Raw genomic sequence first — 19,369 nt, forward strand, 5'->3', positions numbered from 1 at the left:
TGACCCCATGGCCGAGGGAAACGAGACCGCGCGGCGGGGGCCGTACGCCAAGACGGCATCCCGGCGGGCCGAGATCATCGCATCCGCCACGGCCATCTTCAGCACGCACGGTTACCAGGGCGGATCACTCCGGCAGATCGCGCGGCAGCTCGACCTCAGCCTCACGACCGTCATGCACCACTTCCCCACGAAGGTGTCGCTTCTGGCGGCCGTCCTCGACCAGGAGGACCGCTCCGATCCGGACGCCGAGGAGCGCTCCCGGAGGAATGGGTTCATCCCCATGGTCCTCGGGATCGTCGAGCGAAACCTTCGTCGACAGGAGCTCGTGCGGATGTTCTCCATCATCAGCGCGGAGGCGACGCACCCCGCGCATGAAGCGCACGACTGGCTCGTGAACCGGTACGCCGCGGTGACGACGTCCTACGGCCAACTCATCGCCTACGACCGGGGTGCGGGGCGCATCACGACGCCGCGCGATCCCGAGCTGCTCGCCGCGCTGGTGGTGAGCGGGTGGGAGGGCATCCAGATCCGCTGGCTCACCGACGGCCTCGATCCCGTCCAGGCGATGCGGGCGCTCCTGGTCGACCTGCTCCGCCCGGTGTAGCGGGCCCTGGGCCGGGGGTCGCGACGCGTCACCCCTCGTGCGTTGCTTCTGCCCCCGCCTCAGCGGGTGGATGCCGCCCCTGCCACCGCCCGGCGGCACGGGCCCGCTCGGTCAGCAGCCGATCCAGGCGCCGGAAGTCCTGGGCGAGGATCCAGTGCGTGGCCAGATCCGGCATCCAGCCGAGCTGCCAGCGCAGCGAGCCACTCAACTTCCCCGAGTACTCCGCCCGGATGCGCGTCTGCGCGCCCGATCCCACGCACGCGTACTCGACGCGCGAGTTCCACGGCGCCGACGACAGCCACACCACGCGCCGCCCCTCGTCGAGAAGATCCAGCGTGTCGATGAAGTGGATGCGGAACGGGCCGATGCGATCGGTCGCCATCCACCTCGTCCCGACTCGGGGCGGACCGTGATCGATCTGCGCGCGGAACGCGACGGCGGGAGCGAAATCGTGCCACCGGGTCGGATCGGACAGGTATGGGAACACGGCCTCGACGGGGTGGCGGACGGTGGCGTCCACGACGACGCGGCGCTCCCAGCGGCTCGTGGCGGCGCGCTCCTCACGTTCGGCGATCATCGACCGTCGATGCAGGTCTCGCCCCCCACGAGCGCGGTGCTCCACGGTCGGAAGCGTACGACTCCGCTCACCCGGTGGGCAAGGATGCTCACCACCGCTCCGCCCCCTGCGACGGCGGTCAGGGCGGGTGTATCCTGCCGCTGTTCGCCACGTGGGGGGCGTCGTTCGTCGATCGGCCGTGGCGGGAGGGAGACATCGACGTGGCCGTGAAACTCCCGTCGTCCGGGGCTCTGCCCGAGGGGCAATCACCGGGTTGCGACCCGTCCGGACTCATCCTCGTCCACCGCATCTTCCGCTGGCTGTACCGCGAGCTGCCGACCCTCGTCCGCGAGGTGCAGCCGGGCGACCTCGACCGCGCCGCCATCGTCGGCGACTACGCGAAGCTCGACTTCTTCGCCCTGCATCTGCACCACGAGACCGAGGACACGGTGCTCTGGGATCGCCTCACCGCACGTGATCCCGCGTGCGGCCTGCATGTCGACCGGATGCGGGCCCAGCACGCGGACGTGGCATCCCAACTGGCCCGCATCGAACCGCAGCTGGGCCCGTGGGTCGCGACAGCCGACGCGACGCTGCGGGATGCGTTCGCACGCGACATCGACGTCCTCCGCGACACGCTCCTCGCGCATCTCGGCCAGGAGGAGGACGACATCATGCCGGTCGCGGGGGCCGTGCTCTCGCAGCAGGAGTGGGACGAGCTGGAGGCGCACACCCGGGCCGCCCTCATCGCACACCGGAAGGAACTGCCGAAGGACGTCATGTCCTTGCAGCTCGGGCTGCTCCTCGCCAGCCTCCCCGAGGGCGAGCGCGACGAGTGGTTCCGCGCGAACGTCCCCGCACCGATCCGGGTGCTGTACCTGCTGCTGATGAAGAGGCGGTACGACCGCGCGATGCTCGAGCTCTACCCCGACCGGCCCGTCCCCGCGATGGTGTGAACGGGAGGTAGCCACGGCGGACGACTAAGGCCGACGCACGCAACGCGGACCGGATCGAGCCGGCATCATCCGACCCGACCGCAACTCCCGGTCGGCGAGCATCATCGCCTGCGGCCATCGGACCCGCGCAGTCCAGCCTGCGACGCCCACGTGCAGTCGCAGGACGTCGCCGGTGAACCGCTCGCGCCGCAGGTGCGCACGGAGTCCCGCGGCGATGATCAGGGGCGGCCGATCGCCCGGCCGCACGACGGCGAACTGGTCCCCGGCCATCCGCGCGACGACGGCGGGTGCCGTCCAGTCGCGCAGTCGCGCGCCGAGTCGGGCGAGCAGTTCGTCGCCTCCCTCCTCGCCCAGCCTGTCGTTCCACTCTCCCATCCCGCATACGTCGATGAGGATGATCGCGCCTCGCGGCGCGCTCAGCGCCGGCTCAAGCTGCCGCCAGCCCTCCTGCAGCGCTCGCGCCGCCCGACCGTAGTCGCCCGCCACCGCGATCACGGTGCACCCGCCGGGGCCGCGTCGTCTCGACGCGGGAGCGCCTCCGCCGGCGTGGCCTCCCCAGTCTGCTTCCGCTCCGCGGTCGCCTTCTCCTCGGCGCGGAACCGCTCGACGATCTTGGACACGTCGCCCTCGAAGTCCTCGAACCGCTGCCGCGCGTCACTCATCATTGCGGAGAGCTGCTCGCCACTCATCCCGACGACGTCGGGAATCGCGACGGCCGGTGCGGAGACCGTGACGCCGTGGTTGATGGCGCTCCACTGCGCCAGCACTCGGTCGAGCAGGGCGGGCACGGCGGCGGAATCGAGCTCCGCCGCCGACACATGGGCGGCTTCCAGCGCCTGCTGCATCCTCCCCGTCTCGAGGTGGGCGACCCGGGCGGCCTCATGCGCTTCCGCCAAGAGGGCGAAACCGCCGGACTGGGGGACGAGGGCGAGCTTCCCGAAGTAGTTGCCCACCGCGCGCGCATACCGTTCGAGCTGGCGGGCGAGAACGGCGCCGGTGGTCCGATCCTTCAGCTCGCGCGCTCGCGCCTCGAGGTCGGTGATGGAGGGTGCGCTGATGGATCGGTACTGGATCAGCAGGAGGATGAGCTCGTTGGACTGCGTGCGCCGCCGCACGGCATCCAGCATCAGACCTATCGCCGCGAGGATGCCGACGAGGACCGCGCCGACGGCGAGCAACGGCGTCGCGCGCACCACCACGGCGATCGCGATGGAGAGCCCGATGACCGGAGGGATGAGGGCGATCCGGAACTCCACCTCGGCCTCGATGCGGTCCACAGCCGAGTAGACGGCTTCACGCTGGCCGAGGAGCTGCGTGTTGGCGATGAACGGCAGGTCGCGGAGCACGCCGTCGGCGATCTGACGCTCCTGCTTCTCCTCCAAGTCCGGGAGCGTGCCGGTCGCACTGGGTCCGTCCATCACGGGCGCACGGCGTCGTGAGAGCGGACGGGTCTTGGCAGGGAGGGCGCGAGGTGCGTCGGCTGCCGCGCCCTCCAGCACCCGGTCGACCGCGAGGCCGGCGCCGCCGCTCGCGCGTTCGATGTCCCTCCTCCCGTTCGACGCGATCCGCTTCAGTGCGATGTCCGCGTTCCGCGACAGCCCGGACAGTGGTCTCCAGGCTGTCCGCGTGGACTGGATGAGCCTTCCGAGCGCGGTGGAGAAGAGGAACGTCGAGAAGGACCCGAGGAAGTAGACGACGAAGCCGATGACGATCCCCTGCCCGAGCACCGAGAAGGCGCCGAGCAGACCGTTGACCCCGGCGACGAAGCCGCTCTCCGCCATCCTCGACCAGCTCGGCTCCAGGAGCAGCCACAGCACCGCGAACCACAGGGAGCCGGCCGCGAAGGGCGCCCGCACCTGGCGGACACCGGGCAGTATCGACGCCAGCATCCCCCTCCCCTCCGCGGTCACCCGCCACTCAGTCGGTCACCCGCCGATCAGTCGGTCTCCTGGAAGTAGTGCGATCCGGCCCATCCGGCGACGACGTGACCCATCGCGTTCGCATCGGTCATCGCCTTGCGGAAGTGGATGCCGAGCCAGATGCGCGCGTTCATCGTCTCCGCGTCCAGCGCCGCCGTGGTGTCGAAGTGCCGGGTCGTCCCCGTCACCGCGGAGGACACATCGAGGTCGATCGATCCGGCGCCGAAGAGGTGCGCGAAGGTGCCCGACGCGGCGCCCATCACGCAGGCGTGCCCGCTCGGATAGTCGGGGTAGGGCGGCGTCAGGATGAGGGGGGTCCAGTCCTCATCGGCGTCCGTCGCCGCGTTGCCGTCGTCGGCCGCCATCCTGATCGCCGTCACCGGACGCCAGTACGCGCTGTCGTACTTCTCCCGCCAGCAGGAGATGAGGGAGTCGGCGACGGACGTGTTGAGGAGGGCGAACGCGTGGGCCGCCTCCGCGATGTCCAGCCCGCGCTCGGCGACCTGCGCGGTCATCGAGACCTGCAGCTGCAGCGGGGGCGCGGCGCTCCAGAACAGCGCGATCTCGGTCTGGGTCGGCGTGCGGGCCGAGTCGGTCTTCGCCCCGAAGTCCTTCACCTCGGTGAAGTCCTGGGCGTACGCCGTCGAGGCGACCGGATCGGGGCCGGGCCACGCGAACTGGGTCGCCGAATCGAGCGTGTAGGGCGTCGCGAAGCCGAGCCACGGCACCGCCATCGGCGCGAAGGCGTCAGGCGTGGGGATCCACGCGCCGACCCCGGACTGCGGCGGCAGCACGATCGACCGGTCGATGCCGTTGTCGCCGCGCTCCGCGATGAGGGCGGCGGCCGCGGCCTCGCCGACACGCTTGCCGTGCACCTTTCCGACGCCGTTGGGCACGTCGGCGAGCGAGGCGGCGTAGTCCGCGGCGAGGTTGTCGGCCGACGCCGGGAAGTAGTGACGGAGCACGCGGTAGGCGGCAGTCGCAGCGGCCACCTCGGGAGAGGCATGCGCTTTCGCGCGCGGCTGGGACACGTACGGCTCGTATCCTCCCTCGATCGTGACGACCGCGTTGTACATCGCGAGGGAGGCCAGCGAGAAGAACAGGGGCATGGCCGGCACCGGTGTGGCGTTCTCGGTCGCCACCGTGCGGGCGGCGATCGCGTGCCAGTGGCCGATCTCGGCCGGGTCGGCTGCGACCGGCGGGGCGGCCTGGCTCGGGGCGGCGACCGCGAGCGGGGCGAGGACGCAGACGGCCGCGGCGATCGCTGCGGCCAGAATCCGTCTCCTGCGAAGAGTCATGGGGAACCTCCTGGGCACCAAGACTCGCGGCGGCGATCGGTAGGCTTCGTCGACTTGGGCGGGCACAAGCCTTGACGACGCCAGTGTCCTCTCGCATGGCGGGGGTCGCAAGGGTGCGCGCGCTCCGGCGCGCGGGGTCTTGTCGGGTGTCGGAGCCCATTGGCAGACTGGGCGCGCCGAGGTGAGGAGTCTTCCGTGACCGATGTGGACGTTCCGACCGCGCACGTGATCAAACCGCTCACTCCCGAGACCTTCCCGGCATGGTTGGCGCTGGCGCAGAAGCACAACGGGGTCTGGGGCGGTTGCTACTGCTCGTACTTCCACGGGGACACGGAGCAGACGGTCAAGCGCGAGTACGACGGGCCGACGTTCAAGCAGCGTCTCGTGAACGAGGGCATCGCGCACGCTGCGCTCGTCTTCGACGGCGATGATGCGATCGCCTGGTGCGAGTACGGGAGTCCAACCGAGCTGCCGGGCATCTACCACCGCAAGCAGTACGACGCGGGCGAGGCCAACCCGGCGCCGTGGCGCATCACCTGCTTCTTCGTCGACCGCGACCATCGCCGGGCGGGCGTGGCGCGCGAAGCGCTGGACGGCGCGCTCGCGCTGATCGCGCAGGCCGGCGGCGGTGAAGTGGTCTCCTTCCCCAACGAGCTCGTCCCCGGCAAGCGGACCTCGTCCTCGTTCCTCCACAACGGCACGCGCGCGATGTTCGAGAAGGCGGGGTTCACGTTCGAGCGTCACATCGGCAAGAGCAAGACCGTGATGCGCATCACGATTCCGGCGGCACGGATGGCCTGATCTCACCCGTGAGTGAGGGACGCCTCACTGACGGACTGCGGCGTAGCCGCCGTTCATGTTCTCGTGGATGTCGCGGGCTCTCCGGGTGCGGTAGCGGGTGACCGGATGCGTGGCGAGGACGATCTTTCCGCGGGAGTGATGTGCAGCGAGTTCCTCGTAGGCGTCGACGAGCTCGTCGAGTGGGTAGAGCGCCGAGATGAGGAGGCGGAAGGCGCCGCGTTGCGCGAGGTCGAGGAGTCGCGTGAGCTGCGTGGTGCCGTGCACCACGGCATCCGGCTCGTTCGAGAGCAGCCGCAGTTCGACCTCCCTGCGGTCTGCGCTGGACCGGTAGCGATCGGCATGGACACCGAGCTCGTCGGAGATCGCGCGCCCGTCTTTGCCGAAGTTGTCGATGAACGCGGTCACGGGGCCGTGCGCGGCGTGGCGGATGCGGTCGGCGATGCCGTCGCCGTAACGCACCGGGATGATGCCGAACTGCCGGAGGTAGTCGAAGTTGCGGTCGCCGCAGGTGCCGATGACCTTGGCCCCGCGGTGCTTGGCGAGCTGCGCCTCGATGCTTCCGACACCGCCCGCGGCGGCGGAGATGACGACGGTGTCGCCGGCACCGATCCGCACGTCGTCGAGGGTGTCCAGCGCGGTGACGCCGGCGAGGTACAGCCCGCCCGCGACCTCCCACGGAACACTGCGGGGCTTGAGAGCCAAGGCCGAGACGGGCACGTTGAGGTGGGTCGCGTGCGCGCCCGCGCGGACGTGTCCGACCACCTCCATCCCCGGGCGGAGCCCCGGCGTCCCGGGCGCCGTCGCGAGCACGATGCCCGCGAAGTCGCTCCCCGAACGGCGCGGCCATCCGTCATCCGCCCATGCGGGCTCGTGACCGTTGCGGACGAACACTTCCATGTGGTTGATGCCTGTGGCGAGGACCTCGACGGACACCTCCCCGGGAGCCGGGGGCGGCAGAGTCTCCGTGCGCTCCGTCAGCACGTCCGCATCACCATGACGGCCGTACTCGAACCACGACACCTGCGGGGACTTCGATTTCATGGCGTACTCGCTTCCCGATTCGTCGATCGCGTTGCGGCAACCCCTCGGCGCCGCCCGACCACTCACAGAAGGATTCCGCCGATAGTGCCCGGATGGATGCATCTGTATGCAGATCCACCCGAAACCGGGCGACCATTCCGTCGGCCGGCGGCGGTCGGCGGGTTTCCCGTCCTGGTCGGCGTCAGAGGCCGACCGCCGCCATGCCGTTCGCGTCGTACCGGTCGCCGGCCACGCCGACGCGCGCGGCCAGCCCATCGAGGTCGGCGATGTCGTCGGCCGACAGGGCGATGGTCGTCGCCGCCGCGTTCTCGTCGAGTCGGGACCGGCGCCGTGTCCCCGGGATGGGCACGATGAAGGGATGCTGCGCCAGCAGCCAGGCGAGCGCGACCTGAGCGGGCGTCGCCCCCCGCGCTGCCGCGAGCTGTCACACGTGTTCGACGAGGGCCTCGTTGGCACGCAGGTTGTCCGGTTCGAAGCGCGGGACGCGGGCCCGGATCTCATCCGCCGCAAAACTCGTGTCGGCCCCGACGGTGCCGGTCAAGAAGCCCTTCCCGAGCGGGCTGAACGGCACGAACCCGATGCCGAGCTCGATGCAGAGCGGGAGGATCTCCGGCTCGGGATCGCGGGTCCACAGCGAGTACTCGCTCTGGATCGCCGTGACCGGGGTGGTCGCATGCGCGCGGCGGATGGTGCCGGCTCCAGCCTCGGACAGCCCGAAGTGCTTGACCTTTCCTGCGCGGATCAGATCGCCCACGGCGCCGGCCACGTCCTCGATCGGGACGGCGGGGTCGACCCGGTGCTGGTACAGGAGGTCGATCGAGTCGATGCCGAGGCGCGTCAGCGACCCATCCACCGCCTGTCGGATCCGCTCGGGTCGGGAGTCCACGCCCTGCGATCGGCCGTCGGCGAAGGAGAACCCGAACTTCGTCGCGACGACCACACGGTCCCGGATGGGTCTGATCGCCTCCCCGACGAGTTCCTCGTTCACGAACGGGCCGTACACCTCGGCGGTGTCGATGAAGGTGACCCCCTGATCGACGGCGTAACGGAGCACGCCGATCATGTCGTCGCGATCGCCGGGGTTGGGCCCGTAGCTCTGCGACATGCCCATCGCGCCGAAGCCGATGGCGGACACGGTCAGGTCGCGACCGAGTGTTCTGGTGTGCATGAGTGCTCCTTCGTGTCGGCAGAGCCGGCTGGTGATGTATCGACGGTGATTCGACCGATCGAGGGGGTGATGTCGGTGGCGGTGGCGGTGGCCAGCCAGGCCTGCGTCCGGTGACCGTCCGTGAGAGAGTCCGGCGCCTCCGCCCCGCCCATCCGTGTGGGCACCCAGAAAGGATCGACGGCATGGCAGACCGTTCGGGGCCACCGGTCGGAGAGCGCGATGCTGAGGGCGGTGACCCACAGCTTGCTGTCGCTGTACGAACCGACCCCGGAGAGGAGTCCGGCCAGATCTGCAGAACCCCCTCGGTGCATGGAGCTGCTCAGGTAGATCAGGAGTCCCGGAAGGGCCATCACGGCGGTCAGCAGGTAAGGAGCAACGGTGTTCACTGCTACCGCGGCCGGACTGTGCAGCGCTCCGGCGTTGTGGATCACCGCGTCGAACGGGCCGTGGTCGTTCGCTTCGCGTCCCGCACGGATCGTCTCAGCCCGGTCAGTGAGGTCGCCCACAACCGTTCCGCGCCAGTCACCGGGCGGGAGACGCTGATCGGTGCGGGCGTGGACGACGACATCGTGGCCGCCGTCCGCCAGCGCGTGCGCGGTGTTGAATCCCAATCCCGCCCCGGCTCCGGTGATGAAGATCCGAGCCATCAGACCTCCTCGTCCGCGCGGGCGATTCGGGCGGTGAATCCGTCGGGCAGCGCCCGCAGGGTGTCGAGGAAGTCGGAGAACGTCGCGGTGAGCGGCAGCCTGCTCGCGACGGCGATGGCGACGGGGTTCGCGAGCAGCTCACCGGTGAAGGCGATGCCTGTCGATAGGCGGATCTGGATGCGCATGCCTGGGGCTCCTGCCTGCTCTTTCCTGCGTCCCTCCTACGATGCCCCCCTGGGGCGATCACGTCACGGGGTGAAGGGTGCCCTGTCTGTACCCCCCTGGTCAGGGGCTCCCTCGCGGACCGAGGCACGCCGAGACTCGGCCCATGCCCGCAGCACGACCACACGCAGGCCCGCGATGCGGAGGTCGCAGCTCGCACCCGCGGTTGCCTTCTCCCTGCTCATCGCCGCGGTGACGGCGTGCGCATCCGAACGTACGACCGTCGAGGTCACGATCGGGAAGGACAGCCCAGGTCTACGCGACTTCCTCTCCCTGCTGCCCACCGAGCCGGTGATCGAGGATTTCGCGGGAGTGGAGAAGATCGCCTACCTGCCGCGCGAGCTGGACCACGAAGACTCACCCGGCTCCGACCCGGACCGTCACGGTCGAAGTCCTCGACTGATGACGTGGAGCGGCAGCACGTGATCCGCACGGCGGCGAGCATGCCTCCTACCTGCAGTGCCTATCGCGAACGGCTGACCGTCAGCTCGGCCGGGAGAAGAACCCCCGCCGTCGGTCCCGGGACATCCCCGGGTCAGGGTTCGATGAATCCGACGGGGGCGTCCGCGCTTTCGACCCCCGAGGCGCGGATGGCGTTCTCGATCGCCGTGCGCTGATCTTCCGGCGCCACGACCTGGATGGTGGCGCTCCCGTCCATCTGGGAGTCGGCGGGGCTCGACCAGAAGCTGCGGACCGCGTGGTCGCCGGCGAGTTGGGTGAGCAGCGCGAGGTACTCGCCGCTCTCGTCCGGCGTGAGCACGACGCCGAGGTCGGGAGAGCTGATCTCGACAGGGGTGTTCGGGTCGAGTCCGGCGGCGGCGACCAGATCTGCGCAATGCTCGACGAGCGGGAGCAGGCGGCTGAAGCCACCGGACGGCTCCTCGTCGAGCGCGACGAAGGCGAGCGTCTCGTTCTCGAGCACCAGCGGCTGGATCGCGAGACCCGGCGCCGCCCGGTCCAGCTCGTGGACGAGGCCCACAGCGTCGTACCCGAAGACGAGACACCGCGCGTCACCGAGGGCTTCGCCGGTCGCGTCCGACGTGGCGTGCATCGAGACCTCGGCGTCCGCGGCGGTCGACACGCGAAGCGACCACGTGACGGGCTCGGCATACACGGTCGAACAGGCCGTCCGGAGCAAGCCGGGCAGCGCCGTCACATCCACGACGGCGCTGAGCAATGACGTCGGCGTCCAGAACGCCGGCGCCTCGACCCACCGCTCGGTCTCGACGAGAGCGACGCCGGGCAACCGCTCGATCTGCGTCGTGAACGCGTCGAACTCTGCGCTCGGGCGGTCGAAATGCGTCTCGTCGATCATCCAGGCGAACAGGAGCAGCCCCCACGCGACGACGGCCGTGATCGCCACCCCGAGGGCGGACAGCCACACGCCCCGCCACGCCCCTGCGTGCGGCCGGCGAGCCGTCCGTTCGTCGAGCGTCGGCTGCGGTCCCGACGTACGCGTGGTCGACATCGACTCTCCCTCCCCCAGGACGGAGTCCCCATCATCCGTCCGGGATCAACGTAGCGGGCGCGGGCCGCCAGCGGTACACCCAGCGCCCAGCGTCAGCACCCGCACGAATCGGACCTCCTCTCCTTGATCGGTCCTGCACGACGGACGATAGCGCGATCAGTCGAGGCCATTCGCTAGATGGGGAGGGCCCTGCTCGTGACGACGTTCTTCATCACCAGCGTCGTGTTGAAGCGCTGCACGCCGGGGAGTGCGGATAGCTCCTCGTCATAGATCCGCTGGAAGTGCTCGAGGTCCCGCGCGACCACACGGACGATGTAGTCAGGATCGCCGAACAGCCGCTGCGCGTCGACGACGTGGGGCACGTCGGCGATGGCTGCCTCGAACGTCGCGATCGCGTCGCGGGTCGCCTCGCGCATCGTGACGAAGACGATCGTCTCGAAGTGTAGTCCGACGGATCCTGGATCGACCAGCGCCCGGTAGCCCGCGATCACGCCCGAGCGCTCCAGGTCCCGGAGTCGCCGGTGCGCAGGAGACAAGCTCAGTTGGATGCGCTCGGCCAGTTCGGTGATGGTGAGGCGACCATCGGACTGCAGCTCCGCAAGAATCTTCCGGTCGATCCCGTCCATGAACAGAATCTACCGTCGTGGTACGCAAACGAGCCACATCTTGGTAACACCTTCGGGATGATCTTTCTTACTCTTCTTCCAGACGAGGGAGAAGAAGATGGATTCTGCGGCGATCTGGGCGTTCTGGGGAGTGTCGGTCTTGTTCGTGATCACTCCCGGCGCCGACTGGGCATACGCGATCACGGCGGGACTTGCTCGGCGCACCGTGCCCGCCGTCCTCGGGATGCTGTATGGGCACCTCGTCGCCACGCTCGTGGTCGCGGCGGGGGTCGGAGGGCTGATCGCGAGCATTCCCGGCGCGCTCACCGTGCTGACCATCGCCGGCTCGCTGTACCTGGTGTGGCTGGGCATCAGCGTCCTCAGGCATCCGGCGGTCGTCCGCGCAGCCGACGCCCCGGCGGAGGGATCGTGGTGGGGGTGGCTCGGCAAGGGATGCGGGGTGAGCGGCCTGAACCCGAAGGTCTTCCTTCTCTTCCTCGCGATCCTCCCCCAGTTCGTCGACGCCAGCGGCGACTGGCCGCTCGCCGTCCAGATCGCCCTGCTCGGCGCCGTCCACGTCGCCAGCTGCGCCGTGGTCTATCTGGCGGTCGGCCTCGGAGCCGGCGCACTGCTGCGTACCCGTCCGATCGCGGCACAGATGGTGAGCCGCGTCTCGGGAATCGCGATGATAGGCATTGGTGCGTTCCTGCTCGTCGAGCGACTCTTCCTGTGACCGCCTACGATCCGAAGGTGACCCCGTACTTCGAACGCCTCGGCCAACAGAGATTCCGAGCGACCGACTCCGTTCAGGGTGCGTGGAATACCACCGAGCAGCACATCGCGCCGGCACTCGGCCTCCTCGCCCATACGGTCGAACGCGACCACACATCGCGTCACGACACTCCCTTTCAGCTCGCCCGCGCCTGCTACGACATCCTCGGTACCATCCCGATCGCCGACGTCGACATCGAAATCCGCGTCCTCCGCCCCGGGCGCACGATCGAACTCGTCGAAGCGACCCTCTCGCACAACGGCCGGGCCGCCGTTGTCCTGCGCGCATGGATGCTCGCTACGCGCGACACGACCACGCTCGCGGGCACCACCCCGCCGCCTATGCCGCCCCGCCACGATCTGAAAGCTTGGTCGGCCACAGCGATCTGGCCCGGCCTGTTCGTCACCACGATCGACATCCGCCGACGCGAGCACCACCCCGGTCGCGCCGAGTTCTGGCTCCGCCCCCGGGTGCCACTTCTCGCCGGCGAAGACGTCAGCCCCACCGCCCGGCTGCTGGGAGTCATCGACATCGCGAACGGCATCACCCCGCGCACTTCGCCGCGCGAGGTCGCGTTCCCGAACCTCGATCTCACCGCCCACCTCACGCGCGCGCCGGAAGGCGACTGGATCGGCTGCTCCACCACCGTCACCTTCGGACCGGACGGATTCGGCACCACGCACACCGCACTTCACGACCAAGCCGGATACCTCGGCACGTCGGTGCAAACCCTCACTGTGCGTCCGTGAGTTGATGCCACGCGCCAACCAGCGCAAACGCGCCGCTATCAGCACTGGTCGACTGGTCGGCCTCTTGGTAGGCTGAGGGGGACGTTGGGAGTCATATGTCTGTTGTCACCGCCGACCTGTACGACGAACTGGGCGAGAGCATCCAGTCGGTCCCGATCCAGTTCAGTCGCTATGGGGCACACGCCGCGTTCGATGGGCCGATTCGGACGGTCCGATGCTTCGAGGACAATGCGCTCCTCAAGGCGACCGTCTCGACGCCGGGTGAAGGCGCGGTGCTCGTGGTCGACGGGGGCGGTTCTCTCGAACGCGCGCTGATGGGCGACATGATCGCCGAGATCGCCGTGCAGAATGGCTGGGCGGGCGTCGTCATCAACGGCGTCATCCGCGATGGGGTGGCGATCGGCTCGCTCGAGCTCGGCGTGAAGGCGCTCGGAACGAATCCACGCAAGAGCACGAAGACCGGCGAGGGCGAGGTCGACGTTCCCCTGGACTTCGGTGGCGTCACGTTCCGTGTCGGCGCGCACCTCTACAGCGATGAGGACGGGATACTCGTTGAGCGGTAACACCAAAGGCACCGGCATCGTCGGGCTGCGCGCCGTCAACCTCACACGTCCCGAGCCGGCGTCCTCCGAGGTCGCCCGAGCACTCCTCGACTACATCTTCTCGGGCCAGGTCGGGCTGGGCGAGAAGCTTCCCTCGGAGCGTCAGCTGAGCGAGTCGTTCGGCGTCGGTCGCTCCGTGGTCCGCGAGGGCATCAAGTCGCTGGGCCTGCTGGGTCTTGTGGAGTTCCGCCATGGCGGCGGCACGTACCTCAGGAGCGCAGACTCAGACCTTCTCCCTCGTGTCATCGAGTGGGGTTTGATGCTTGGCGAGCAGCACACGGTCGACCTCGTGGAGGCTCGTCAGCACATCGAGCGCGTGACGTCCGAGCTCGCCGCCGACCGCCGGACGGATGAGCAGCTTGTCGACATCGAAGCCGCGCTCGACGCGATGCGCTCGGCATCCAACGTGGATGAGTTCGTGGACGCCGACGTGCGATTCCACCTCGCGGTGGCGAAGGCGTCGGGCAACAGCGTGCTCGGGAACATGCTCACCAACATCTCCTCGCTCCTTCACGTCTGGATTCACCGCGTCGTCGAGGCCGAGTACGCGAAGGTCGACGATCCGGCGAGCTGGCCGACGAAGTGGTCGTCTTTCCAGGAGCACGTGCCCGTCCTGGAGGCCATCCGCGCCGGCGACCCGGATGCCGCCCGGTTGGCGATGACGTTGCATATGGACAAGGCGAGCGAGCGGCTTGTCCAGACGCTCGAGGCCAATGAGGCGGCGTCGGCCGCGAGCTGATCTATCCGGGCTCGCCATCGGGCACGGCGGCGCCGGCCCAGGTCGCCACGCTCAGAGAGACGGCGACGGCCGCGATGACCCCTGCGCCCCCGAGCGGTGCGGCGACCAGGCCCGCGACGGCGGGGATGGTCGACTGCGCGAACCGGTTACCGACCAACCTGAGCGAGAGGATGCCTCCGCGCTGACCGGGTGCTGCCAGTGCCGAGAGCCACGACATCGTGAGGGGTTGACAGGCCCCGATGCCGAGGCCGTAGGCGACGGCAGCCGCCACGAGAACATACGACGGGGCCGGCAGGGTGGTCGCTGCGAGAGCGACGGCGGCGCTCGCAAGAGTCGTCATCATTACCGCGCGGCGCCCCCACCTGCGCGTGGACCATCCGAGGAGCCCGCGCGAAGCCATAGTCGCGAGCGCTCGCGCCACGAGCATGGCGCTGATGACGGTCGGAGCGAGATTGCGCTCGTCGCCGAGCGCGGGCCAGTAGACCAGCGTGATGTCGACGGAGGCCAACGCGATGCCGCTCGCCACGAGCGCACGCATCGTCCCCTTCTCGCGAAGACTGTCGGCGGCCGCACGCCACGCGTTTCCCGTGACGATCGGAGACACCGGAGCGCCGCGGCGGGGCAGGATCACCGCGCTGGCCAGCAGGACGACTCCGAGACCGAGACACAGGAGCAGGATGAGCTGTACGGGCGGACGGAGCGGGTCCGCCCCCGGGATGGCGAGCAGCAGTGGTCCGAGCACCTGACCGACCGATGCGGCGAGGGTGTACCAGCCGAACGCGGAGTCACTGCGACCCGTGCGCGCCCGGTTCGCGACGAGGGTCTGCTGCCCGACGATGCAACCCAAGTGCCCGATGCCCAGCAGCAGAGTCGCGACCATCAGCCCGGCCAGTGAAATCGGGAACACCAGTGCGACTGCGAGCGACGCGAGGACGAGGAGAGAGCCGCAGACGGAGAGCAGCCTCTCCCCCGCTGTGTCGACCAGGCGCCCGGCCGGGATGGCGAGAAACAACGCCGGCACGGCGAACACCGCGGACATGACTCCGAGTAGCGCCGCGACGCCACCCGCATCGAGCGCCGCGTACGCGAGGGTCGGGCGATAGGCGTAGGTGATGACCTGCACGACGACGGTGTTCGCCAGCACCGTCGCGACGATATACCGCCGCGATGTCATGCGATGAGCTGCCGGAGGACGAAGGGCATGATGCCGCCGTGGGCGAAGTACGTGCGTTCGCGCGGCGTGTCCAGCCGCACCCGCGCGGGGAAGGTGATGCCGTCGGCTGTCACCGCGACCACGTCGTCGGACCGGGGGTTCCCGACGACGGTGAAGGTTTCCCGTCCGGTCAGATGCAGGGACTCGGCGGACTGTCCGTCCTCGAACTCGAGCGGGAGGATTCCCATCCCGATGAGGTTCGAGCGGTGGATCCTCTCGAACGACTCGGCGAGGACGACGCGCACGCCCAGGAGGGCGGGCCCCTTCGCCGCCCAGTCCCGGGATGATCCGGCGCCGTAGAGTTTGCCGCCGATGATGAGCAGCGGAATATCGGCCGCCCGCGCTTCGAGAGCGGCGTCATAAATCGTACGCTCCACTCCCGATACAGGTGACAGCGTGTAACCGCCTTCTCGTTGAGGGACGAGGCGGTTGCGGAGTCGCACGTTGGCGAGGCAACCGCGCATCATGACCTCGTGATTGCCACGACGCGACGCATAGGTGTTCAGTTGCGAGCGTGGTACGCCTTGGGCGGTCAGGTACGCGCCCGCGGGAGTGTGGGGAGGGATCGCGCCCGCGGGCGAGAGGTGGTCGGTGGTGATCTGATCGCCGAGGTAGGCGAGGACTCGACCGCCATTCAGTGTCCACTCAGGCGCCGGTTCACTCGTGATGCCGTCGAAGTACGGCGGCAGTCGAAGGTAGGTGGAGGTGTTGTCCCACTCGTATGTGGCCGCCGTCGGTGTCGTGAGGGCGCGCCAGTGAGCATCGCCACGGAAGACGTCGGAGTACGCTGCGGAGAACATCTGGGGCGTGATGCTCTCCGCGATGACGGCGCGGGTCTCGACCACGGAAGGCCAGATGTCCGCGAGCATCACCGGCGTCCCGTCCTGGGCGATCCCGAGCGGCTCACGGTCGAAATCGATGTCCATGGTGCCGGCGATCCCGTAGGCGATGACCAGCGGCGGCGACATCAGGTAGTTGAGTCGCACGTCGGGGTTGATGCGGCCGTCGAAGTTCCGGTTGCCGGACAGGACGGCCGCCACACTCAGTCCGTGCTCACGCACCGCGAGCTGGACATCGTCGATGAGTGGCCCGGATGCGCCGATACACGTCATGCATCCAAAGCCGACGAGGCGGAATCCCGTCGCATCCAGCGCGGGCGTGAGCCCAGCACGGTCGAGGTAGTCCGTGACGACGCGGGAGCCGGGCGAGAGACTCGACTTCACCCATGGCTTGGCGGTCAGGCCATATGCGGCAGCATTGCGGGCGAGGAGACCCGCCGCGACCATGACTTCGGGGTTCGAGGTGTTCGTGCACGACGTGATCGCCGCGATCGCAACGTCACCGTTCCGGAGCCCTCGCGCGCCCGTGGAGTCGATGGCGAAGCCGGGGTCGTCCGGGCTTTGCGCGGTCAGCTCGGCGAGGTCTGCCCGAAACGTCGACTTGGCAACGTCGAGGCTGACGCGGTCCTGCGGGCGGCGTGGTCCGGCGACCGAGGCGACGATCGTCGACAAATCGACGACGATGCGCTCGTCGAAGTCGATCGGGTCGGTGGGCTCGTGCCACAGGTGCTGAGCGCGCGCGTACTCCTCGACCAGCGCGACGTGTTCAGGCGAGCGCCCGGTGAAGCGCAGGTAGTCGATGGTCGCCTGGTCGATGGGGAAGTACGCGAGGGTGGCGCCGAATTCAGGACACATGTTCGCGATCGTCGCCCGGTCGGCGACCGACATACGGGAGAGCCCGTCACCGGTGAACTCCACAAACGTGCCGACGACACCGTGTTCGCGGAGCCGCTGCGTGATCGTGAGGACGAGGTCGGTCGCGGTGGACCCAACGGGCAGCGTGCCGATCATCTCGATGCCGATGACTTTCGGCACCACCATCGCGTAAGGCTCGCCGAGCATGACGGCCTCCGCCTCGATGCCGCCGATGCCCCACCCGATGACCCCGAGTGCGTCGACCATCGTTGTGTGTGAGTCTGTCCCGAGACAGACATCAGGGATGGCGATGCCGTCTCTGACCTCGACCACCCTCGCAAGATGCTCGATGTTGATCTGGTGCATGATCCCGGTGCCGGGCGGGACGACCGCGAATTGGTCGAACTGCTCCTGCCCCCAGCGGAGGAAGCGGTAGCGCTCTGCGTTGCGCTCGAACTCGATGTCGACGTTGCGCTCGACGGCATCAGGCGAACGGAAGATGTCGACGATGACACTGTGGTCGATGACCAGCTCGGCTGGTATCCGCGGATTCACCCGTGCCGGGTCGGCCCCAAGTGCGCGGGCAGCCTCCCGCATGGCCGCGAGGTCGACTACGGTCGGCACGCCATTGGTGTCGTGCAGGAAGATGCGGGATGGGAAGAGGTCGATGGCGCGACCGGCCGCCGACGACTCGCGCCAGTTCCGCAACGCCTGAGCGTCCGCGCCGTCAGCGCCGCTGTGGCGGAGCGCATTCTCGACGAGGATGCGGATGCTGTACGGCATCGTGTTCAGTCCCGGCTCTGTGTGGATCGGCACGTACCGTGCCGCTGCGCCTGGGAGATGCTGTTCGACGGTCATGTCACGGACGTTCGGGGATGTCGTCCGGGAAGAGCGGAGCACTGAGCAGCATCGACTTGCTCCCTGGGACGACACACCGCGCTTCAGTCTCCCGCCATGCCGCATAGTGGCGGGCGCTGCGGTGGGCGACTTCGAACGCATCCTGGTCGATGTATATCTCGTAGAAGTAGAACCGGCGCGGATCGCTCGTGTCGCGCTGCACGTCGAACCGGATGCAGCCGGGCTCGTCGTTCAGGCTGGCCAGCGCGTTTGTGTGAATGGCAGAGGTGAACTCGTCGACTCGGTCGGGCTGCACGTCGAGCTGAACCCAGACGGTGTACATGTGTCTCCTCCTATGCCGCAAGCGGCCAGGGTACGCGCGCTGACGTCGCAAGGTCTTTCAGTTCGTCGAGTGTCTTGTCGGGGAGCCAGATGCCTTCGGCGGCCGCGCTGGCGCCAGCGCGGTTCTCGATTTCGCCGGGATAGAAGACCTCCGCCACGCCGTGCGCGAGCGGCACCGACTTGGTGATGGCGATGAGTTCGTCCATCCTGTTGCCGAACTGTTCGAGTCCGACGAGTGCATCGATGTCGATGGCGATGGCGAGATGCCCGCAACGACTGCGCTCATTCGGCACATACGGGCCGGCAACTTCGATCGCGATTCCGGAACCGGTGAGGACCCCGGAGAGGACGTCCATCATGAAGGAGATGCCGTAGCCCTTGTGTCCGGCCATCGGCAGGAGGATGCCTTCGATGGCCTCACGCGGGTCCGTCGTCGGTGCGCCATCCTTCGTGAGGGCCCACTCGATGGGGATGGGCTGCTGCTTCTGGAGTGCGGAGTAGATCTTCCCGCGGGCGACGCCGGTATTGGCGATGTCCAGGACGACGGTCCCATGAGAGCCGCCGGGGGTGGCAACCGACCAGGGGTTCGCGCCGACGGTCTTCTCGAGTCCGCCCCACGGCGCCATGGCCGGGCTCCCGTTGGTGGTGAGGATCCCGACACAGCCGGCATCTGCCATGCGCCTCGTCCAGTACGCGGCGGTGCCGAAGTGATTGCTGTTGCGAACCGCGACCAAGCCGACGCCGTGGGTCTTCGCGCGGGCGACCGCTTCACGGCACGCAAGGTCGGTGACGATCTGACCGACACCCTCTCGCCCGTCGAGCACTGCGACGGCGCCGAAGTCAACAACGCGCTCAGGAGATGTGACGGAGTTCATCGCTCCGGATCGGAGCCGAGCGACGTACCAGGAGAGCCGCAGCATCCCGTGCGATGGGTGACCCCATCCGTCCGCGACGACCAGACTGTCGGCGACGAGCTGAGCTTCGTCGTGCGACATTCCTTCGGCGACGAGGATTCTGGTGCCGAGCGCAGTGAGCTCCGAGGCGGAGAAGATCTGTCCGGTCACCGCGTACACGCTCCTTGATGTGTGGGATGGGACGAACCCGCCCCGCCAGAATCGGCGGGGCGGGTTGAGGTG

The 19,369-nt window shown here is 68.7% G+C and carries 21 protein-coding genes and 1 pseudogene; 8 read left to right on the forward strand and 14 right to left on the reverse strand.

What is annotated here, in order from left to right; translation table 11 throughout:
• The first annotated feature begins 7 nt into the window (after positions 1-7).
• Entirely contained in the window at positions 8-604 is a 597-nt protein-coding gene (locus QZL85_RS06965; RefSeq protein ID WP_295575311.1) for a TetR/AcrR family transcriptional regulator, read from the forward strand.
• A 28-nt stretch (positions 605-632) separates the two neighbouring features.
• Here QZL85_RS06965 and QZL85_RS06970 read toward each other — a convergent pair whose 3' ends face one another.
• Positions 633-1,181, reverse strand: a complete 549-nt coding sequence (locus QZL85_RS06970; RefSeq protein ID WP_295575313.1) for an SRPBCC family protein — start codon at positions 1,179-1,181, stop codon at positions 633-635.
• Positions 1,182-1,381: 200 nt separating this feature from the next.
• Between QZL85_RS06970 and QZL85_RS06975 the strand changes: the two genes are divergently transcribed.
• Positions 1,382-2,116 (forward strand): hemerythrin domain-containing protein, encoded by a 735-nt coding sequence (locus tag QZL85_RS06975; RefSeq protein ID WP_295575314.1) that lies wholly within the window; start codon positions 1,382-1,384, stop codon positions 2,114-2,116.
• A gap of 24 nt (positions 2,117-2,140) precedes the next feature.
• Here the strand turns inward: QZL85_RS06975 and QZL85_RS06980 are convergent, their stop codons facing one another.
• Genes QZL85_RS06980 through QZL85_RS06990 form a run of 3 tightly spaced genes read right to left on the reverse strand, consistent with a single transcriptional unit; the run spans position 2,141 to position 5,333 of the window.
• Positions 2,141-2,611, reverse strand: a complete 471-nt coding sequence (locus QZL85_RS06980) for a diguanylate cyclase domain-containing protein (protein ID WP_295575316.1) — start codon at positions 2,609-2,611, stop codon at positions 2,141-2,143.
• Positions 2,608-4,005 (reverse strand): hypothetical protein, encoded by a 1,398-nt coding sequence (locus tag QZL85_RS06985; RefSeq protein WP_295575318.1) that lies wholly within the window; start codon positions 4,003-4,005, stop codon positions 2,608-2,610. The genes QZL85_RS06980 and QZL85_RS06985 overlap by 4 nt, the downstream gene beginning before the upstream one ends.
• Positions 4,006-4,052: 47 nt before the next feature.
• Complete coding sequence (locus QZL85_RS06990; RefSeq protein ID WP_295575320.1) at positions 4,053-5,333, reverse strand: vanadium-dependent haloperoxidase; 1,281 nt, start codon at positions 5,331-5,333, stop codon at positions 4,053-4,055.
• Positions 5,334-5,528: 195 nt separating this feature from the next.
• Between QZL85_RS06990 and QZL85_RS06995 the strand changes: the two genes are divergently transcribed.
• Positions 5,529-6,134, forward strand: coding sequence for a GNAT family N-acetyltransferase (locus QZL85_RS06995; RefSeq protein ID WP_295575323.1), 606 nt, complete (start codon positions 5,529-5,531; stop codon positions 6,132-6,134).
• A 24-nt stretch (positions 6,135-6,158) separates the two neighbouring features.
• On the opposite strand, the gene QZL85_RS07000 is transcribed toward QZL85_RS06995, so the two are convergent.
• From QZL85_RS07000 to QZL85_RS07015, 4 genes and pseudogenes are all read right to left on the reverse strand, one after another.
• Positions 6,159-7,175 (reverse strand): NADP-dependent oxidoreductase, encoded by a 1,017-nt coding sequence (locus tag QZL85_RS07000; RefSeq protein WP_295575325.1) that lies wholly within the window; start codon positions 7,173-7,175, stop codon positions 6,159-6,161.
• A 181-nt stretch (positions 7,176-7,356) separates the two neighbouring features.
• Positions 7,357-8,343 (reverse strand): annotated as a pseudogene (locus QZL85_RS07005) (aldo/keto reductase).
• Entirely contained in the window at positions 8,313-8,990 is a 678-nt protein-coding gene (locus tag QZL85_RS07010; protein ID WP_295575329.1) for an SDR family NAD(P)-dependent oxidoreductase, read from the reverse strand. Before QZL85_RS07010 ends, QZL85_RS07005 begins: the two are co-directional and overlap by 31 nt.
• On the reverse strand, positions 8,990-9,175 hold the full coding sequence (locus QZL85_RS07015) for a hypothetical protein (protein WP_295575331.1): 186 nt from the start codon (positions 9,173-9,175) through the stop codon (positions 8,990-8,992). Before QZL85_RS07015 ends, QZL85_RS07010 begins: the two co-directional genes overlap by 1 nt.
• 175 nt (positions 9,176-9,350) lie before the next feature.
• Between QZL85_RS07015 and QZL85_RS07020 the strand changes: the two genes are divergently transcribed.
• A complete protein-coding gene (locus QZL85_RS07020; RefSeq protein WP_295575334.1) occupies positions 9,351-9,638 on the forward strand; it encodes a cyclophilin-like fold protein in 288 nt (95 codons plus the stop codon).
• Positions 9,639-9,747: 109 nt separating this feature from the next.
• Here the strand turns inward: QZL85_RS07020 and QZL85_RS07025 are convergent, their stop codons facing one another.
• Both QZL85_RS07025 and QZL85_RS07030 read right to left on the reverse strand, forming a co-directional pair.
• The gene (locus tag QZL85_RS07025) at positions 9,748-10,680 is read right to left on the reverse strand and encodes a hypothetical protein (RefSeq protein WP_295575337.1); all 933 of its coding nucleotides are present in this window, start codon (positions 10,678-10,680) and stop codon (positions 9,748-9,750) included.
• A gap of 173 nt (positions 10,681-10,853) precedes the next feature.
• Positions 10,854-11,306 (reverse strand): Lrp/AsnC family transcriptional regulator, encoded by a 453-nt coding sequence (locus QZL85_RS07030; protein WP_295575340.1) that lies wholly within the window; start codon positions 11,304-11,306, stop codon positions 10,854-10,856.
• A 97-nt stretch (positions 11,307-11,403) separates the two neighbouring features.
• Between QZL85_RS07030 and QZL85_RS07035 the strand changes: the two genes are divergently transcribed.
• The 4 genes from QZL85_RS07035 to QZL85_RS07050 all read left to right on the forward strand — a co-directional run bounded on the left by QZL85_RS07035 (position 11,404) and on the right by QZL85_RS07050 (position 14,147).
• A complete protein-coding gene (locus QZL85_RS07035) occupies positions 11,404-12,018 on the forward strand; it encodes a LysE family translocator (RefSeq protein ID WP_295575343.1) in 615 nt (204 codons plus the stop codon).
• 17 nt (positions 12,019-12,035) lie between these two features.
• Positions 12,036-12,806, forward strand: coding sequence for a thioesterase family protein (locus tag QZL85_RS07040; RefSeq protein ID WP_295575346.1), 771 nt, complete (start codon positions 12,036-12,038; stop codon positions 12,804-12,806).
• A 95-nt stretch (positions 12,807-12,901) separates the two neighbouring features.
• Positions 12,902-13,369: a ribonuclease E activity regulator RraA gene (gene rraA / locus QZL85_RS07045; RefSeq protein ID WP_295575349.1), complete on the forward strand. Its 468-nt coding sequence runs from the start codon at positions 12,902-12,904 to the stop codon at positions 13,367-13,369.
• The gene (locus tag QZL85_RS07050; protein ID WP_295575351.1) at positions 13,359-14,147 is read left to right on the forward strand and encodes a FadR/GntR family transcriptional regulator; all 789 of its coding nucleotides are present in this window, start codon (positions 13,359-13,361) and stop codon (positions 14,145-14,147) included. Before rraA ends, QZL85_RS07050 begins: the two co-directional genes overlap by 11 nt.
• Before the next feature lies 1 nt (position 14,148).
• Here QZL85_RS07050 and QZL85_RS07055 read toward each other — a convergent pair whose 3' ends face one another.
• From QZL85_RS07055 to QZL85_RS07070, 4 genes are read right to left on the reverse strand one after another with little or no spacing between them, the layout of a single operon-like run.
• A complete protein-coding gene (locus QZL85_RS07055; RefSeq protein WP_295575353.1) occupies positions 14,149-15,291 on the reverse strand; it encodes an MFS transporter in 1,143 nt (380 codons plus the stop codon).
• A gap of 26 nt (positions 15,292-15,317) precedes the next feature.
• A complete protein-coding gene (gene acnA / locus QZL85_RS07060) occupies positions 15,318-17,912 on the reverse strand; it encodes an aconitate hydratase AcnA (protein ID WP_295575355.1) in 2,595 nt (864 codons plus the stop codon).
• 1 nt (position 17,913) lies between these two features.
• Positions 17,914-18,234: a putative quinol monooxygenase gene (locus QZL85_RS07065; protein WP_295575358.1), complete on the reverse strand. Its 321-nt coding sequence runs from the start codon at positions 18,232-18,234 to the stop codon at positions 17,914-17,916.
• 10 nt (positions 18,235-18,244) lie between these two features.
• Positions 18,245-19,306 (reverse strand): Ldh family oxidoreductase, encoded by a 1,062-nt coding sequence (locus QZL85_RS07070; protein WP_295575361.1) that lies wholly within the window; start codon positions 19,304-19,306, stop codon positions 18,245-18,247.
• Positions 19,307-19,369: the final 63 nt, after the last annotated feature.

This window comes from uncultured Microbacterium sp., assembly GCF_900078385.1.
Taxonomy (GTDB): Bacteria; Actinomycetota; Actinomycetes; order Actinomycetales; family Microbacteriaceae; genus Microbacterium.

What these genes read in the sequence shown, in the direction of transcription:
- QZL85_RS06990 (WP_295575320.1), bottom strand. Translation starts at nt 5,333, where the DNA reads ATGACTCTTCGCAGGAGACGGATTCTGGCCGCAGCGATCGCCGCGGCC.
- QZL85_RS07000 (WP_295575325.1), bottom strand. Translation starts at nt 7,175, where the DNA reads ATGAAATCGAAGTCCCCGCAGGTGTCGTGGTTCGAGTACGGCCGTCAT.
- QZL85_RS06985 (WP_295575318.1), bottom strand. Translation starts at nt 4,005, where the DNA reads ATGCTGGCGTCGATACTGCCCGGTGTCCGCCAGGTGCGGGCGCCCTTC.
- QZL85_RS06965 (WP_295575311.1), top strand. Translation starts at nt 8, where the DNA reads ATGGCCGAGGGAAACGAGACCGCGCGGCGGGGGCCGTACGCCAAGACG.
- QZL85_RS06970 (WP_295575313.1), bottom strand. Translation starts at nt 1,181, where the DNA reads ATGATCGCCGAACGTGAGGAGCGCGCCGCCACGAGCCGCTGGGAGCGC.
- rraA (WP_295575349.1), top strand. Translation starts at nt 12,902, where the DNA reads ATGTCTGTTGTCACCGCCGACCTGTACGACGAACTGGGCGAGAGCATC.
- QZL85_RS07015 (WP_295575331.1), bottom strand. Translation starts at nt 9,175, where the DNA reads ATGCGCATCCAGATCCGCCTATCGACAGGCATCGCCTTCACCGGTGAG.
- acnA (WP_295575355.1), bottom strand. Translation starts at nt 17,912, where the DNA reads ATGACCGTCGAACAGCATCTCCCAGGCGCAGCGGCACGGTACGTGCCG.
- QZL85_RS07065 (WP_295575358.1), bottom strand. Translation starts at nt 18,234, where the DNA reads ATGTACACCGTCTGGGTTCAGCTCGACGTGCAGCCCGACCGAGTCGAC.
- QZL85_RS07010 (WP_295575329.1), bottom strand. Translation starts at nt 8,990, where the DNA reads ATGGCTCGGATCTTCATCACCGGAGCCGGGGCGGGATTGGGATTCAAC.
- QZL85_RS07025 (WP_295575337.1), bottom strand. Translation starts at nt 10,680, where the DNA reads ATGTCGACCACGCGTACGTCGGGACCGCAGCCGACGCTCGACGAACGG.
- QZL85_RS07030 (WP_295575340.1), bottom strand. Translation starts at nt 11,306, where the DNA reads ATGGACGGGATCGACCGGAAGATTCTTGCGGAGCTGCAGTCCGATGGT.
- QZL85_RS07035 (WP_295575343.1), top strand. Translation starts at nt 11,404, where the DNA reads ATGGATTCTGCGGCGATCTGGGCGTTCTGGGGAGTGTCGGTCTTGTTC.
- QZL85_RS07020 (WP_295575334.1), top strand. Translation starts at nt 9,351, where the DNA reads ATGCGGAGGTCGCAGCTCGCACCCGCGGTTGCCTTCTCCCTGCTCATC.